Source organism: Streptosporangium sp. NBC_01469, from assembly GCF_036227305.1.
GTDB lineage: Bacteria > Actinomycetota > Actinomycetes > Streptosporangiales > Streptosporangiaceae > Streptosporangium.
The window spans coordinates 4,003,742-4,019,195 of the sequence record NZ_CP109465.1 but is presented as its reverse complement, the minus strand read 5'-3'; the positions used below and the strand labels follow the sequence as shown (position 1 = coordinate 4,019,195).

At 71.7% G+C, this 15,454-nt stretch carries 17 protein-coding genes; 4 read left to right on the top strand and 13 right to left on the bottom strand.

The window, feature by feature from the left end; genetic code table 11:
- Window positions 1–243 precede the first annotated feature (243 nt).
- Window positions 244–1,230, bottom strand: a complete 987-nt coding sequence (locus OG587_RS18085; RefSeq protein WP_329091768.1) for a DMT family transporter — start codon at window positions 1,228–1,230, stop codon at window positions 244–246.
- 22 nt (window positions 1,231–1,252) lie between these two features.
- On the opposite strand from OG587_RS18085, the gene OG587_RS18080 reads away from it, so the two are divergent.
- Window positions 1,253–2,650: an aminotransferase-like domain-containing protein gene (locus OG587_RS18080; protein ID WP_329091766.1), complete on the top strand. Its 1,398-nt coding sequence runs from the start codon at window positions 1,253–1,255 to the stop codon at window positions 2,648–2,650.
- A gap of 117 nt (window positions 2,651–2,767) precedes the next feature.
- On the opposite strand, the gene OG587_RS18075 is transcribed toward OG587_RS18080, so the two are convergent.
- Window positions 2,768–2,926, bottom strand: coding sequence for a hypothetical protein (locus OG587_RS18075; RefSeq protein ID WP_329091765.1), 159 nt, complete (start codon window positions 2,924–2,926; stop codon window positions 2,768–2,770).
- A 94-nt stretch (window positions 2,927–3,020) separates the two neighbouring features.
- Here OG587_RS18075 and OG587_RS18070 point away from each other — a divergent pair, with 94 nt between their 5' ends.
- The 3 genes from OG587_RS18070 (at window position 3,021) to OG587_RS18060 (ending at window position 5,232) form a co-directional block, all read left to right on the top strand.
- Window positions 3,021–3,593: a CGNR zinc finger domain-containing protein gene (locus OG587_RS18070; protein ID WP_329091763.1), complete on the top strand. Its 573-nt coding sequence runs from the start codon at window positions 3,021–3,023 to the stop codon at window positions 3,591–3,593.
- Window positions 3,594–3,725: 132 nt separating this feature from the next.
- A complete protein-coding gene (locus OG587_RS18065) occupies window positions 3,726–4,337 on the top strand; it encodes a GNAT family N-acetyltransferase (protein ID WP_329091761.1) in 612 nt (203 codons plus the stop codon).
- Between the two features lie 25 nt (window positions 4,338–4,362).
- Complete coding sequence (locus tag OG587_RS18060; protein ID WP_329091758.1) at window positions 4,363–5,232, top strand: 1,4-dihydroxy-2-naphthoate polyprenyltransferase; 870 nt, start codon at window positions 4,363–4,365, stop codon at window positions 5,230–5,232.
- A gap of 145 nt (window positions 5,233–5,377) precedes the next feature.
- Here the strand turns inward: OG587_RS18060 and OG587_RS18055 are convergent, their stop codons facing one another.
- From OG587_RS18055 to OG587_RS18005, 11 genes are all read right to left on the bottom strand, one after another.
- Window positions 5,378–5,887, bottom strand: a complete 510-nt coding sequence (locus OG587_RS18055) for a GNAT family N-acetyltransferase (RefSeq protein WP_329091756.1) — start codon at window positions 5,885–5,887, stop codon at window positions 5,378–5,380.
- A complete protein-coding gene (locus tag OG587_RS18050; RefSeq protein ID WP_329091754.1) occupies window positions 5,856–6,032 on the bottom strand; it encodes a hypothetical protein in 177 nt (58 codons plus the stop codon). The genes OG587_RS18055 and OG587_RS18050 overlap by 32 nt, the downstream gene beginning before the upstream one ends.
- A gap of 65 nt (window positions 6,033–6,097) precedes the next feature.
- Window positions 6,098–6,835 carry a 4-hydroxy-tetrahydrodipicolinate reductase gene (gene dapB / locus OG587_RS18045; protein ID WP_329091752.1) on the bottom strand — a complete coding sequence of 246 codons (738 nt, stop codon included), beginning with the start codon at window positions 6,833–6,835 and terminating at the stop codon, window positions 6,098–6,100.
- A gap of 112 nt (window positions 6,836–6,947) precedes the next feature.
- A complete protein-coding gene (locus OG587_RS18040) occupies window positions 6,948–8,261 on the bottom strand; it encodes a M16 family metallopeptidase (protein ID WP_329093892.1) in 1,314 nt (437 codons plus the stop codon).
- Window positions 8,261–10,624, bottom strand: a complete 2,364-nt coding sequence (locus OG587_RS18035; protein WP_329091750.1) for a polyribonucleotide nucleotidyltransferase — start codon at window positions 10,622–10,624, stop codon at window positions 8,261–8,263. The genes OG587_RS18040 and OG587_RS18035 overlap by 1 nt, the downstream gene beginning before the upstream one ends.
- 319 nt (window positions 10,625–10,943) lie before the next feature.
- Complete coding sequence (rpsO, locus tag OG587_RS18030; protein WP_030904195.1) at window positions 10,944–11,213, bottom strand: 30S ribosomal protein S15; 270 nt, start codon at window positions 11,211–11,213, stop codon at window positions 10,944–10,946.
- 278 nt (window positions 11,214–11,491) lie between these two features.
- Complete coding sequence (locus tag OG587_RS18025) at window positions 11,492–12,445, bottom strand: bifunctional riboflavin kinase/FAD synthetase (protein ID WP_329091745.1); 954 nt, start codon at window positions 12,443–12,445, stop codon at window positions 11,492–11,494.
- Between the two features lie 189 nt (window positions 12,446–12,634).
- A complete protein-coding gene (truB, locus tag OG587_RS18020; protein WP_329091743.1) occupies window positions 12,635–13,534 on the bottom strand; it encodes a tRNA pseudouridine(55) synthase TruB in 900 nt (299 codons plus the stop codon).
- Between the two features lie 30 nt (window positions 13,535–13,564).
- Window positions 13,565–14,572: a DHH family phosphoesterase gene (locus OG587_RS18015; RefSeq protein ID WP_329091741.1), complete on the bottom strand. Its 1,008-nt coding sequence runs from the start codon at window positions 14,570–14,572 to the stop codon at window positions 13,565–13,567.
- Entirely contained in the window at window positions 14,569–15,051 is a 483-nt protein-coding gene (gene rbfA / locus OG587_RS18010) for a 30S ribosome-binding factor RbfA (RefSeq protein ID WP_329091739.1), read from the bottom strand. Before rbfA ends, OG587_RS18015 begins: the two co-directional genes overlap by 4 nt.
- 65 nt (window positions 15,052–15,116) lie before the next feature.
- On the bottom strand, window positions 15,117–15,416 hold the full coding sequence (locus tag OG587_RS18005; RefSeq protein WP_329091737.1) for a DUF503 domain-containing protein: 300 nt from the start codon (window positions 15,414–15,416) through the stop codon (window positions 15,117–15,119).
- Between the last annotated feature and the right edge of the window lie 38 nt (window positions 15,417–15,454).

The following is a 15,454-nucleotide window of genomic DNA, read 5'->3' as shown; positions in this document are numbered from 1 at the left end:
CGGGAGGCGGTGTCGGTCCGAGATCGTCGCGCGGCACCTGGCGGCTCGCCCCGGCGCCTCGTCGCGACGGTCCCTGGAATCCGCCGGGAGGGCCGGGGCTTTCGCGGGCCGCCGATCAGGCGCTCGTCACGCGTCCGTACCAGAACACCGGGATAAGGGCGGACGCCCCCCTCGGGCCTCAGGGCAACGCCGGGATCCGGTCCGGCGCGCCCGCTTCAAAATCCGCCACGGGAACGGCGGCGCTCAGGAGCGGGCCCGCTGTGTCAGGGCGACGCACGCGAGGACGGCCAGCGCCGCCGCGATCGTGACCGCGCCGAAGAGCTCGCCGAGCAGCAGCCAGGCCCACAGCAGCGTCAGCAGCGGCTGGGCGAGCTGGGTCTGCCCGGCGCGGGCGATGCCGCCCATGGCCAGGCCCGCGTACCAGGGGATGAAGCCGAGGAACATCGAGACCAGGCCGACGTACGCGAATCCGGCCAGCGAGGCGGCGGTGGGCCGCAGGTCGGTGGTGAGCGCGAGCGCGACGGTGATCGGCACGGTCAGCGGGGCGGCGAGGACGAGGGTGTGGGAGATCACCCGCCAGCCGGGGGTCTCGCGGGCCAGGCGCCCGCCCTCGGTGTAGCCGACGGCGGCCGACAGCAGCGCGCCGACGAGCAGCAGGTCGGCCCCGGTGACGTGGCCGCCGCCCATGCTGAGGGTGAAGGCGGTGATCGACACGGCGCCGAGGCCGCAGGAGACCCAGAACAGCGCCCTGGGCCACTCCCCCGCCCGCAGCACCGCGCAGGCCGCGGTGGCCGCGGGCAGCAGCCCGATCACCACGGCGGCGTGCGAGGTGGAGGCCCCGGCGTGGAGCGCCAGGCCGCTGAAGAGGGGGAAGCCGAACACCACGCCTGCCACGATGACGCCGTACGACCGGAGCCGGGACCTGGGCGGCAGCAGCGGCACCCTGGCCACGAGGAGGAAGGCGGCGGCCGCGACGGCCGCGACGGCGGCCCGGCCAACCGCCACCAGGTAGGGGTCGAAGCCCTCCATCGCGAAGACCGTCGCCGGGAACGACCCCGAGAACGCCAGCACCCCGAGCCCGGCCAGCAGGGTCCCCCGCCAGGCCCCGTCCGGCGCCCCGGGCGGCAGCGCGCCGGCCGGCCGCCGATCGTGACGCGCCTCCCGCGGAGGCACCACACCGGGCAGTGCCTCCGCGGGCGGGGCCGTATCCGCCGCTATCCGATTTGGCACGATAGCGCTACTCTTTTCACTCATGAATGACGATAGCAGTATCGTCCGGCTCACCGCCACGCTCCGTGAGGAGGTGTCGCGGCTCCGTCCGGGCGATCGGCTGCCGTCGAGCCGGGAGCTGGTCCGGCTGCACAACGTGAGCCCGGTGACCGTGTCGCGCGCGATCGGCAGACTCGCCACCGAGGGACGGGTGATCACCAGGCCCGGCAGCGGCGCCTACGTGGCCCCGGCGGTCACGCGGCTTGGCGACAGCGCCGACATGTCGTGGCAGACGGTGGCGCTCGGCGACAGGGTGGTGGACGACAGCGAGGTCAGCGGCCTGCTCACCGCCCCGCCCGACGGGGTCATCCCGCTCACCGGCGGTTACCTCAACCCGGCCCTGCGCCCCTCCAGGGCTCTGTCGGCCGCCGCCTCCCGGGCGCTCCGCCGCCCCGACGTCTGGGCGATGCCGCCGCTCACCGGTCTCTCCGAGCTGCGCAGGTGGTTCGCCCAGGAGCTGGGCGGCGACGTCACCCCGTCGGACGTGCTGGTCGTCAGCGGCGGGCAGGCGGCGCTCATCCACGCCTTCCGCGCCCTCGCCGCCCCCGGCACCCCCGTACTCGTCGAGACCCCCACCTACCCGGGCGCGCTCGCGGCGGCGCGGGCCGCCGGCCTCCGCGCGACGGCCGTGCCCATGGACCGCGACGGGGTGCGGCCCGAACTCCTCGCGGAGGCGTTCGCCGTGACCGGCGCGCGGGTCCTCCTCTGCCAGCCGACCCTGCACAACCCCACCGGCGCGACCCTGACCCTGGAGCGGCGCGAGCAGGTGCTGGCGATCGCCCGCGCCGCCGGGGCGTTCGTGATCGAGGACGACTACGCCCGCTACCTCACCACCGCCCCCGTACCGCCGCCGCTGGTCGCGCTGGACGCCCACGGCACGGTCGTGCACATCAACTCCCTGACCAAGGCCCTGTCGCCGAGCCTGCGGGTCGCCGGGGTCGTCGCCCGGGGCCCCGCCGCCCGGCGGCTGAGGGCGAGCCAGCTCGTGGAGTCGTTCTTCGTGGCCAGGCCGCTCCAGGAGACGGCGCTGGAGTTCGTCGGCTCGCCCGCCTGGCGGCGCCACCTGGCCGCGCTGGGCACCGAACTGGCGCTCCGCAGGGACACCCTCGCCGCCGCCCTGACCGCCCGGATGCCCGGCGCCGGGATCCACCTCGTCCCCCGCGGCGGCCTGCACCTGTGGGTACGGCTCCCCGAGGAGCTGGACGAGGAGACCGTGGTCGAGGCCGCTGGGAGGGCGGGCGCCCTGGTGAGTCCGGGGCGCATCTACTACCCCGCCGAGCCGCCGGGCCCGCGCATCAGGGTGACCCACTCGGCGGCCGTCCACACGGCCGAGCTGGTCGAGGGCGTCCGCAGACTGGCGACGGCCCTGGACGGGCCCTGACCACCGCCCCGTCTCCCCACGGAACCGGGCGACGGCCCTGGAAGGCCCCTGACCGCCTGGTCACCCTCCCGCGGGGCCGGGCGGCGCCCCCTGCCCCCCGACCCCGCGAGAGAGTGGTCAGGTGGCCGCGAAGACCTCGTGGTGGGTGACCGTGAGCTCTCGCTCGACCAGGAAGCGGTCGTCCTCGTCGTAGAAGACGGCGCGCGAGGGATCGTCCCCCGCGTACGACGCGCGCCTGCCGCTCTCCCTGAACGCGAGATAGGCCAGGTACCACATGGCAACCTCCTTAAAACACCATCTAACACACTATGGCGGTGTCGAAGAGAACACAACCCCCTAATGGCGTACAGTGGTTGCGAAGGGGGAAGAGGTGAGCGACGAGATGGACGACCCCTCCGGCCTGGTGATCGACTTCGTGAACACCTACGACGTCGAGGAGAGGACCGACTCGATCCCCTCCCCGGCCGCGCTGACCGCCTGGCTGGGCAGGCGGGACCTGATCGGCTCCGGAGACGCGGCCGACGAGAGGGATCTGGCGACGGCCGTCGGGCTCCGCGAGGCCCTCCGCGAGGCGCTTCGCCACAACCACGACCGCCCCGGCGGAGGCCGTGGCGCCGACGATCACGACCCCGGGCCGTCGAGGTCCTTCGCCGCCCTCCCGCTGCGCGTTGCCCTGACCGCCGACGGACCGGTGCTCGAACCCGTCGCGACAGGGGTTCCCGGAGGGCTGGCCGGGATCGTCGCCGCCGTGATGAGCGCCCGTTCCGAGGGGATGTGGCCGCGTCTGAAGGTCTGTACCGAGAGCACCTGCCAGTGGGCGTTCGTCGACTCGTCCAAGAACCGCTCGCGGTCGTGGTGTTCCATGAAGGTCTGCGGCAACCGCACGAAGACAAGGGCATATCGGGCTCGGCGGCAGACGGAGCCGGGTTCACGTCATCTCTGAGTCGGATTCCCCGATACGGTGTAAGAGCCTGCCTCACGGATCCACCCGCCTGATGCCCGCTCGCGTGGCACGAGATCCGCGAGACAGCGCGTTCCGAGGCGACGGCAGACGGCAGAGAAGGAGCGGGCCGAGATGGCAGACGTAGGCGTGCGGGCGGCTCGGCACGATGATGTCGCCGCGGTGACGGGCACCCAGATCCGCGCGTGGAAATACGGCTACCGGGATTTCCTTCCCGAAGGACCGCTGGAGCAGATGACCGGCCCGGCGGCCGAGAACATGTGGCGGCAGCAGTGGGAGGACGCGATCACCTCGCCACCCAGCCGCCGGCACCGCGTGCTGGTGGCCGTGGAGCAGGTCGTCCTCGACACCGACGCCTTCCCGGCGCTCGGTCCCGGCGGCATCGAGGCCATGGCCGCGTTGCAGGGCGCCGAGAAGGTCGCCGGCCTGGCCTCACACGCACCGGCGGAGGATCCCGACCTCGACCCGACCACCGCCGGAGAGATGCTCACGTTCCTGATCGACCCCGACCACGTCCGGCGCGGCCACGGCAGCCGGCTGCTGAACGCCACGGTCGACTACCTCCGTGACGACGGCTACCACACCATCGTGACCTGGGTCTTCGCCGAGAACTACGCGGTGCGAGGCTTCCTGGAGTCCGCCGGGTGGGGCGCCGACGGGGCCGAGCGGGTCATCGACATGGGCCGTACGGTGCGGATGATCCGCCTGGCGACCGACATCAGCTAGAGCCGGAGAGGAACCCCGCACCCCCATGGCCACCCCGAGCCAGTGGATCGCCGGAGCACGTCCGCGCACCCTTCCCGCCGCCGTCGTCCCCGTCGCCATCGGCACCGGGGTCGCCATCGGGGACGCCGGAGGGGTGTGGTGGCGGGCCCTGCTCGCCCTGTTCGTGGCCCTCGCCCTCCAGGTGGGCGTCAACTACGCCAACGACTACAGCGACGGGGTACGCGGCACCGACGAGGACCGGGTCGGCCCGATGCGCCTGGTCGGCTCGCGCGCCGCGTCACCCCGCCAGGTCCTCACCGCGGCCCTCGCCTGCTTCCTGGCCGCCGCGGTGGCCGGGCTGGTGCTCGTCGTGGCCACCGGGGCCTGGTGGCTGCTGCTGGTCGGCGCGCTGGCGATCGCCGCGGCCTGGTTCTACACCGGCGGCTCCAGCCCGTACGGCTACCGGGCACTGGGCGAGGTCTCGGTCTTCGTGTTCTTCGGCCTGGTGGCGGTGACGGGCACCACGTACGTCCAGCTCGAGTACCTGCCCTGGCTCGCGGTGGTGGCGGCCGTCCCGGCGGGCCTGCTGGCCTGCGCGATGCTCGTGGTCAACAACCTGCGCGACATCGTGACCGACGGCCCCGCGGGCAAGCGCACCATGGCCGTGGTGCTCGGTGACACCCGCACCCGCGTCCTCTACACCCTCTGCCTGGTCCTGCCCCTGGTGATCGCGCCCGCGCTGGCGCCGTGGCAGCCGTTCGCGGCGCTGGCACTGCTCGCCGCCCCGCTCGCCGTCGCCCCGGTGAAGGCCGTACGGGCGGGCGCGACCGGCCCCGCGCTCATCGCCACGCTCCAGCAGACGGGCCGCTTCCAGCTCGTCTACGGCCTGCTGCTCACCATCGGCCTGGCCCTCTGACCCAGCCCCGAGGCCCGGCTCCCCGACCCCCGGCCCCCGGTCTCGCCAAATCCTCGCTTCCCGGCCCCGTCGAACCCCGCTTCCCCGGCCCCGCCGAAGCACGGCCTTCCGGTCCGCCGAGTCGGCCCCCTCGCGGGACGCGGTTTCACAGGATGCGGCGCATCACGACGCGGGGGACGATCTCGATGCCCAGCTCCCGCTCGTGGCGCACCAGCTCGGCCAGCTCCGGACCCCACTCGGCGGAGTCGAGCACGGCGAAGCCGCGCCGGGCGTACCAGGGGGCGTTCCACGACACGTCGCGGTAGGTCGTCAGCGTCACGGCGGCGAAGCCGGTCGAGGCCGCGTGCTCGCAGACGGCCTCCAGCAGCCGACCACCGGCACCCCTGCGCCCGTGGTCGGGGTGGACGGCGAGCTGGTCGAGGTGGAGCTGCCCGTCGACCGGGCCGAACAGGGCGAACCCGATCGGCGGGTCGCCCACCACGAGCACCCGGGAGGGGTCGTCGGCCTCCTCGATCATCGTGGTCCCCGGCGGGAAGGTGATCCCGACCTGGGCGAAGACCCCGTCGGCCGCGAGCTCCACCGCGACCAGCCCTGCCAGCTCCTCCGGCCGCGCCCGGCGGACCTCAGCCAATGTTGAAGATCGAGTGCTTGTCATAGAACTGGAGGATATAGCGGCACCGCACGCAGATCATCAGGGTCAACCGGTGCGAGGTCATGCCCCAGCGGCCGGCGAGCCTGCCCTCCTCCCGCTGGAACTCGGTGCCGTGACAGAGCGGGCAGGCAAGCTCGGGAGGTGTCATGGCCGTACAACGAGCGGCGCCGGGCCCGGGGTTCCAAAGAACGGCGGGCCCGGCGGGATCACGCGCTAGAGGTCGAGCAGATGCTCCAGGCCGACGGTCAGGCCGGGCAGCTCGCGGACCCGGCGCACGCCCAGGAGCACACCCGGGGTGAACGACGAGCGGTTCATGGTGTCGTGGCGGATGGTGAGGATCTCGCCGTCGCCGCCCAGGATGACCTCCTGGTGGGCGATGAGCCCGGCCAGCCGCACCGCGTGCACGCGGACCCCGTCGACGTCGGCGCCGCGCGCCCCGTCGAGCTCCGTGCTGGTGGCGTCGGGCATCGGCGCCGAGCCCGCCTTGCGCCGGGCCTCGGCGATCAGCTCGGCCGTGCGGCGGGCGGTGCCCGAGGGCGCGTCGGCCTTGTTGGGGTGGTGCAGCTCGACGATCTCGGCCGACTCGAAGTAGCGGGCGGCCTGCTGGGCGAAGTGCATCATGAGCACGGCCGCGATGCCGAAGTTGGGGGCGATCAGCGCGTTGACGCCGGGGTTGGCGTCCAGCCAGCCCCTCACGGCCGCCAGCCGGGCGGCGTCGAAGCCGGTGGTGCCGACCACCGGGTGGATGCCGTGGGAGACGCACCATTCGAGGTTGCCCATCACGACGTCGGGGTGGGTGAAGTCGACCACCACCTCGGCGCCTTCCAGCTCCTCGATCGGGTCACCCTGGTCGACGGCCGCGACCAGCTCCAGATCGTCCGCCGCCTCGACGGCCCTGCACACTTCGACACCGACGCGCCCTCGGGCGCCGAGAACTCCAACCCTGATCACGGGCCCAAGGCTATACCGCAGGCCCCCGGGACGACGGACGGCCCCGGCGCGGGATGCGCCGGGGCCGCTCGTACGTGGAAATCGCGGAAATCGGGAGCCTGGGGAAACCGCGTCAGCCGGTGACGACCGCGCTGAAGTCCCGGTCCTCCTTGTAGGGGCCGATGACCGCGAGGGACATCGGGCGAGTGAGAACCTCCGAGGCGACCTCGGCGATCTGCTCCGGGGTCACCGCGTCGATCCTGCCGAGCAGGTCGTCGACCGAGAGCAGCTCGTCGAAGACCAGCTCGCCCTTGCCGATCCTGGACATCCGGGATCCGGTGTCCTCCAGGCCGAGCACGAGACCGCCGCGCATCTGGCCCTTGCCGCGGACGATCTCCTCCTCGGTGATGCCGTCGGCGACCACCCGGAGCACCTCCTCGCGGCAGATCTTCAGCACGTCGTCGATCTTCGACGGCAGGCAGCCGACGTAGATGCCGAACTGGCCGGTGTCGGCGAGGGCGGAGGTGTAGGAGTAGGCCGAGTAGGCCAGGCCCCTCTTCTCCCTGATCTCCTGGAACAGCCGCGAGGACATGCCGCCGCCCAGTGCCGCGTTGAGCACGCCGAGCGCGAAGCGGCGCTCGTCGGTGCGGGTCAGCGCGGTCGTGCCGAGGACCAGGTTGGCCTGCTCGGTCGGCCGGTGCACCACCCGCGTGCCGGAGCGGAGCTCGACGCCGGGCCCCGACAGGCGCGGGGGCACCGGCGCGGCGTCCCCGCCCAGGGCCCCGGCCCGCTCGTAGGCCGCCGCGACCAGGGCCACGACCCGCTCGTGGTCGACGTTGCCCGCCACCGACACCACGGTGTGGGTGGGCAGGTAGTAGCGCCGGTAGTACTCGGCGATCCGGTCGCGGGTGACCGCGGTGATCGAGTCGACCGTGCCGAGGATCGGCCTGCCGACCGGCGTGTCACCGTACAGCTCCGCGGAGAACTGCTCGTGCACCACGTCCGAGGGATCGTCGTCGTGCATGGCGATCTCCTCCAGGATCACGCCACGCTCGGCCTCCACGTCCTCCTCGGTGATGAGCGAGGAGGTCACCACGTCGGCGAGCACGTCGATCGCCACCCGCAGGTCCTCGTCGAGGACCCGCGCGTAGTAGCAGGTGTACTCCTTGGCGGTGAAGGCGTTGATCTCGCCGCCGATGCCCTCGATGGCCGCGGAGATCTCCAGGGCGTCCCGCGTGGGCGTGCCCTTGAACAGCAGGTGCTCAAGGAAGTGGGAGGAGCCCATGTGCTGGGGGGACTCGTCTCTCGACCCGATGCCGACCCACATGCCGACCGCGACGGAACGCACGGTCGGCATGGACTCGGTCACCACCCGGAGCCCACCGGGAAGGACGGTGCGCTTCACGACCCCGGCGCCGTCCTTGCCGGGGTGCAGAGTGGTGGTGATCACGAGTTGCGGTCTTCCCCTCCGCCGCCACCGCGGTTGCCACCGCCACCGCCGTTGCTACTGCTGCGGGTGCGGGTGCGGCGGGGCCGCTCCTCGCGGGGCCGGTCGTCGGCCGCGGCGGACGTCTCGGCCACCGGGTCCGCCGAGGTCGCCGAGGTCTCAGCGTCGCCGGACTCGGCCCTGGCCGCGGCCTCCTTCTCGATGACCTCGACGGGCACCAGGGAGAGCTTGCCGCGCGAGTCGATCTCGGCGATCTCCACCTGGACCTTCTCGCCGACGTTCATGACGTCCTCGACGTTCTCGATGCGCTTGCCGCCGTGCAGCTTGCGGATCTGGGAGACGTGCAGGAGGCCGTCCTTGCCCGGCATGAGGGAGATGAAGGCGCCGAAGGCGGCGATCTTGACGACCGTGCCCAGGTAGCGCTCGCCGACCTCCGGCATGTGCGGGTTCGCGATGGCGTTGATCGCCGACCTGGCCGCCTCGGCGGACGGGCCGTCGGTGGCGCCGATGTAGATGGTTCCGTCGTCTTCCAGGGTGATCTCGGCGCCGGTGTCGTCCTGGATCTGGTTGATCATCTTGCCCTTCGGGCCGATGACCTCTCCGATCTTGTCCACCGGGATCTTGATCGTGATGATGCGCGGGGCCGTCGCGTTCATCTCCGCCGGGGAGTCGATGGCCTCCTGCATCACGTCGATGATCGCGAGGCGGGCGCCCTTGGCCTGCCGCAGCGCGGCCGACAGCACGGAGGCCGGGATGCCGTCCAGCTTGGTGTCGAGCTGGAGCGCGGTGATGACGTCCTTGGTGCCGGCGACCTTGAAGTCCATGTCGCCCATGGCGTCCTCGGCACCGAGGATGTCGGTCAGCGTGACGTACTGGTCGCCCTCGTTGATGAGGCCCATCGCGATGCCCGCGACGATGCCCTTCAGCGGGACACCCGCGTCGAGCAGCGCCATCGTCGAGGCGCAGACCGACCCCATCGAGGTCGAGCCGTTGGAGCTCAGCGCCTCGGAGACCTGGCGGATCGCGTACGGGAACTCCTCGCGCAGCGGCAGCACCGGCAGGATCGCCCGCTCGGCGAGCGCGCCGTGGCCGATCTCGCGCCGCTTGGGCGAGCCCACCCGGCCGGTCTCGCCGGTGGAGTAGGGCGGGAAGTTGTAGTTGTGCATGTAGCGCTTGGTGCGCTCGGGGTTGAGCGTGTCGATCATCTGCTCCATGCGGAGCATGTTGAGCGTGGTGATGCCCAGGATCTGGGTCTCGCCGCGCTCGAACAGGGCCGAGCCGTGCACCCGGGGAACGACGTGGACCTCGGCGCTGAGCTGCCGGATGTCCTTGACGCCGCGGCCGTCGATGCGGACGCCCTCGGCGATGACCCGCTCGCGCATGAGCTTCTTGGTCAGCGACCGGAACGCGGCGCCGATCTCCTTCTCGCGGCCCTCGAAGTCGGGGCCGACCTTCTCCAGCACCAGGGCCTTGACCCGGTCGAGCTCGGTCTCACGCTCCTGCTTGCCGGCGATGGTCAGCGCGGCGGCGAGCTCGCTCCGCACCGCGCCGGTCACGGCCTCCAGGACGTCGTCCTGGTAGTCGAGGAACAGGGGGTACTCGGCGGTCTCCTTGGCGGCGACCTTCGCGACCTTGGCCTGCGCCTCGCACAGCACCTTGATGAACGGCTTGGCGGCCTCGAGGCCCTGGGCCACGGTCTCCTCGGTGGGCGCCACGGCACCCTCGGCGACCAGCTTGAGCGTGTCGCGGGTGGACTCGGCCTCGACCATCATGATCGCGACGTCGCCGTCGTCCAGGACGCGGCCCGCGACCACCATGTCGAAGGTGGCGCTGGCCAGCTCGGTGTTGGTCGGGAACGCGATCCACTGGCCCTCGATCAGCGCGACGCGGACGCCGCCGATCGGGCCGGAGAACGGCAGCCCGGCGAGCTGGGTGGAGAGGGACGCGGCGTTGATCGCCACGACGTCGTACAGGTGCTCGGGGTGGAGCGCCATGACGGTGGCGACCACCTGGATCTCGTTGCGCAGGCCCTTGACGAACGAGGGGCGCAGCGGCCGGTCGATCAGGCGGCAGGTGAGGATGGCGTCCTCGGAGGGACGGCCCTCACGCCGGAAGAACGAGCCAGGAATGCGGCCCGCGGCGTACATTCGCTCCTCGACGTCCACCGTGAGAGGGAAGAAGTCGAGGTTCTCCTTGGGATTCTTGGACGCGGTGGTCGCGGAAAGGACCATCGTGTCGTCGTCCAGATAGACGACGGCGGAACCCGCCGCCTGGCGCGCGAGCCGCCCGGTCTCGAACCGGATGGTACGCGTGCCGAATGAGCCGTTGTCGATAACGGCTTCGCTGCTGTGGACACCCTCCACGGGGGACCTCCTTGTGGGTCGGTCGCCCGCGTCCGGCCAGACGCACGTGTCGCGCCTGGTTCGTCGTTTTGCCGGCTCCCCGTAGGTGCAGCGCCGGTCTTCGATCGAAGCGCCCGGTTCCGTATGGCTTGTGCCATGATGACCGGGGGCCACTACCGAGGACCGGCCCTCCGACGCCGTGGGGCGCGCTTGCTTGCGGACGCGGGGCACTGTCTCGGCTATTCAGTTTGCTCACCGGAGCGGCGTCTTCGTGGCGCGACGCGCCGACACCACCCCATATGAGATGAGGGAGCGGCGCGAACGCCACTCCCTCATGACACTATCGGCGCAGGCCGAGCCGCTCGATGAGCGAGCGGTAGCGCGCGATGTCCTTGCTCTGCAGGTACTTCAGCAGCCGGCGACGGCGGCCGACGAGCAGCAGCAGGCCACGACGGCTGTGGTGGTCGTGCTTGTGCACCTTCAGGTGCTCGGTGAGCTCGCTGATGCGCTTGCTCAGCAGCGCGATCTGCACCTCGGGGGAACCGGTGTCGGTCTCACCCTTGGCGTAGTCACCGATGATCTGCTTCTTTGCTGCGGTGTCGAGCGACACTTTTCTCCTTGAACCTCTGCGGGCACGCGCAATTCCGGCTCCCCGAACGACCGTGCGTGCCTACAGTCGCCGTGGCGAGATCAGCACCGGGATCGTAAGACACCGGTTACAGAGCTGACATGCCAGGTTACCACCGGCTTCAGCGGCCCCGCACATCCTACGAGAGCCCGGCGAGCCCCGCCCGCAAACCCCGGCGGGACCGGGGTTCCGGGACCCGAGGGCCACCTGGCGCGAGGACCGTGGGACACGAGGGCCGGGTGGGACCGCGCGGGAGAAGGTCAGCTCGTCAGGCGCCGCACCTCGTCCACGTCGGCGTGGATCTGCGCGACGAGCGCCTCGATCGAGTCGAACCTGGTGTTGCCGCGCAGCCTCGGCCCGAAGTCGACGGCCACGTGCGCGCCGTAGAGGTCGAGGTCGTCGCGGTCGAGGGCGTACGCCTCGACGGTGCGGGGCACGCCCTCGAAGGTCGGGTTGGTGCCCACGGAGATCGCCGCGGGCCAGCGCTCGCCGCCGTAGACCGCGGGCAGGTTGCCGGTCTCGACACCCTGCAGCCAGCCGGCGTAGACGCCGTCGGCGGGGATGGCGGTGAACTCCGGCGACTCCAGGTTGGCCGTCGGGAACCCGAGCTGCCGGCCGCGCTGGTAACCGCGGACGACCACGCCCTCGACCCGGTGCGGGCGGCCGAGCGTCTGCCTGACCGCCTCCATGTCGCCGGAGGCGATCTGCTCGCGGATCAGGGTGGAGGAGATCGTCTCCCCGTCGCTGACCAGCGGGACCGCCTCGGCCACGAAGTCGTACTTCTCCCCGAGAGTGCGCAGCGTCTCCACGTCACCGGAGGCCTTGTGGCCGAAGCGGAAGTTCTCCCCCACCACGACCCCGGCGGCGTGCAGCCGGTCGACGAGCACGGTCTGCACGAACTCGTCCGGGCTCATCCGGGAGAACTCCAGCGTGAACGGCAGGACGCACACCGCGTCGACGCCCAGCCCCGCGAGGAGCTCGGTGCGGTGCCTGGCCGTCGTCAGCCTCGGAGGGTGCGTGCCCGGCCGCACCACCTCCTCCGGATGCGGGTCGAAGGTCACCACCACCGAGGACACCCCGAGACGCGCGGCCATCGCGACGGCACGGGCCACCATCTGCTGGTGCCCGCGGTGAACGCCGTCGAAGACGCCGATCGTGACGACGGACCTGCCCCAGTCTCCGGGCACGTCGTCCAATCCGTGCCAGCCTCGCACCGCAGCCTCTTCCCTCGTAGCGGATGAACCCCTAAAGCCTGCCATGCTCCCGGCCCTTCTCCCCAATCGGGGAGCCCCTTGTCCGTGGCGCGTCCCTGACCTGGAAAGGTCTCCGGAGGAGCCCAAGGGCCCCGGAGGACCCCCGGACGCCCTCGCGGGAACTGAGCGGGGCGATCGACGGACGGGCCGTCAGGGGACGAAGACCGCCAGGGACCTGGCGATCTGGCCCTGCTCCTCCACCAGCGCCACCAGGGTGCCGTCGGGGCCGAACACCCCGATCGGCCCGCTCCCCAGGCCCAGCGCGGGCAGCCGCCCGCCGTGCGCCACGGAGGCCGCCTCCTCGGCGGTCACGTCCCGGCGGGGGAAGGCCGCCGCGACCGCGTCGGCCATCGGCAGGATCACGCACTCGGCGGCGAGCCGCTCCAGGGTATGGGCCGCCGACAGGTCGTAGGGACCCACCCGGGTACGGCGCAGGGCGGTCAGGTGCCCGCCGACCCCCAGGTCGGCGCCCAGGTCGCGGGCGAGCGCGCGGATGTAGGTGCCGCTGGAACAGGACACCGAGGCGTCGACGTCGACGAGGTCACCGTGCCGGCGTACGGCGGTGATCTCGAAGCCGGACACGGTCACCGGGCGAGGTTTGAGCTCGACCTCCTCGCCCGCCCTGGCCCGCTTGTAGGCCCGCTCGCCGTTCACCTTGATGGCACTGACCTGCGGCGGGGTCTGCATGATCGGACCGGTCAGCGTGGCGACGCCCTTCCTGACGTCCTCCTCGGCGACCTGTGCCGCCGAGGCCGTGGCGATGATCTCGCCCTCGGCGTCGTCGGTGTTGGTGGTCTGGCCGAGGCGGATCGTGGCGTCGTAGCCCTTCTCGGTGAGCGCGAGGTGGCCGAGCAGGCGGGTGGCCTTCTCGACGCCGACCACCAGCACACCGGTGGCCATCGGGTCCAGGGTGCCCGCGTGGCCGACCTTCCGGGTGCCCGCGATGCCGCGGAGCTTGGCCACGACGTCGTGCGAGGTCCACTCCGCGGGCTTGTCAACGATGATCAGCCCGCTCGGCGGCGGGGTGCGCTTGGCGCGAGCCGTACTCATTTTGGTCCTTACAGGCGTGCCGGGAAGGTTTTACAGCAGTGCCCGGAGACTCGCGATCGTCTCCTCGACGGGCTGGTGGGAGGTGAAACCCGCCGCCTTGGCGTGGCCGCCGCCCCCCAGCGCGGCGCTGACGCGCGAGACGTCCACCCCGCCCTTGGAGCGCATGGAGACCTGCCAGACGCCGTCGTCGTCCTCCTTGAGGATCGTGGCGACATCCGCCTCGTCGGTGCGCCGGATCACGTCGATGATCCCCTCGACCTCGTCGTACGGCAGCCCGTACGCGGCGCGGTCGGCGCGGGTGACAAACGTCCAGACCAGGCCGCCGCCCACCTCGGCCTCCAGCCGCACCCTGCCGAGCACGACGCCGAGTACCTTCAGGTAGCCGAACGGGGAACGATCCCACAGCTCTCGGGCGATCTTCTCGGGATCGAGCCCGGTGGCCAGCAGCCGGGCGGCCATGGCGTGCGCCTCGGGGGTGGTGGAGGAGTGCCTGAAGGAGCCGGTGTCGGTAACGAGCCCGACGTACAGGCAGGTCGCGATGTCCCTGTCGACCGGCAGGCCGAGCCGGTGGATCAGCTCCTCGGCGAGCACGGCGGTGGCCGCGGCGCCGGGATCGACCAGGTTGAGGGTGCCGAACCCGGTGTTGGAGGGGTGGTGGTCCAGCACGACCAGCTCGTTCGCCTTGACCGTGTTGCCGGTCAGCACACCGAGACGCCCGACGGTGGGAACGTCGAAGGTGACCATCACCTCGGGCGCGGCGGGGTAGTGCGCGGGGTCGGCCAGCAGCTCCTGCCCGGGGAGGAAACGCAGCAGCCTGGGCACCGTGAAGCGCCGGTCGCCGAAGGAGGCGGTGACCCGCTTGCCCGCCGCGCGCAGTGCGAGCCCGACTGCCAGCATGGAACCGAGCGCGTCGCCGTCGGGCGAGACGTGACAGGCCAGCGCGATCTCGTCCGCGTCGGAGATGAGCTCGACGGCCCGGGCCCAGTCTTGACCGGACACCGGGCCCGTCGAGTCGTCGTCACGCAGGGCGGGCGTCACGTCGCGGAGTGTCCCGCGCGTTCCGAGGATTCGTCTTCTTCGTCCCCGGATTCGTCGTCCCTGTCCTCGGGTTTGCGGTAGGGGTCGGCGTCCCCGGCGTGCGAGGCCCCCTCGGCCCGCTTGGCGATCTCCACGTCCCTGGCCTTCGCCTCGGCGAGCAGGTCCTCCAGGTGACGAGCGGTGTCGGGGAGCGGGTCGTGGGTGAACGTCAGCGTCGGCGTGTGGCGCAGGCCCGTCTGACGGCCCACCTCCGAGCGGATGAGCCCCTTGGCGCTCTCCAGTGCCACGGCGGAGTCGGCCCGCTCGGCCTCGGAGCCGAACACGGTGTAGAACACCGTGGCCTCGCCCAGGTCGTTGGTGATGCGCGTGTCCGTCACGGTCACGAACCCCAGCCTGGGGTCCTTGATCCGGCGCTCCAGCATCTCCGCCACGATCTGCTGGATCCGGTCGGCGATCTTGCGCGCGCGTGCGGCGTCCATAGCTCCCCCCTTCTCACGGGGATGGCCGGTGGCGGTAGGGGATCCGCGACCGGCCGTCTCCGTATCTAGTCTTCGTCCTCGTTGTAGAGCCGATGTCTGGCGGACAGCAGCTCGATCTCCGGGTGGAAGGCGATCAGTCGCTCGCAGTCGTCCAGCACCGCGCCGCAGTTGGCGGCGGTGGAGGAGACGACCGCGATCCCGATCTCGGTACGGCGGTGCAGATCAAGGTGGCCGGTCTCCGCGACGGCCACACCCGGGAACCGTCGCTGTACCTCGGCGACGATGGGACGCACCACCGAGCGCTTCTGCTTCAGCGAGTGGACGTCGCCGAGCAGGATGTCCAATGTCAGGGCACCTACATACATAGTGGGTCACTCGCCACGATGATCACCGTGCCACGGGC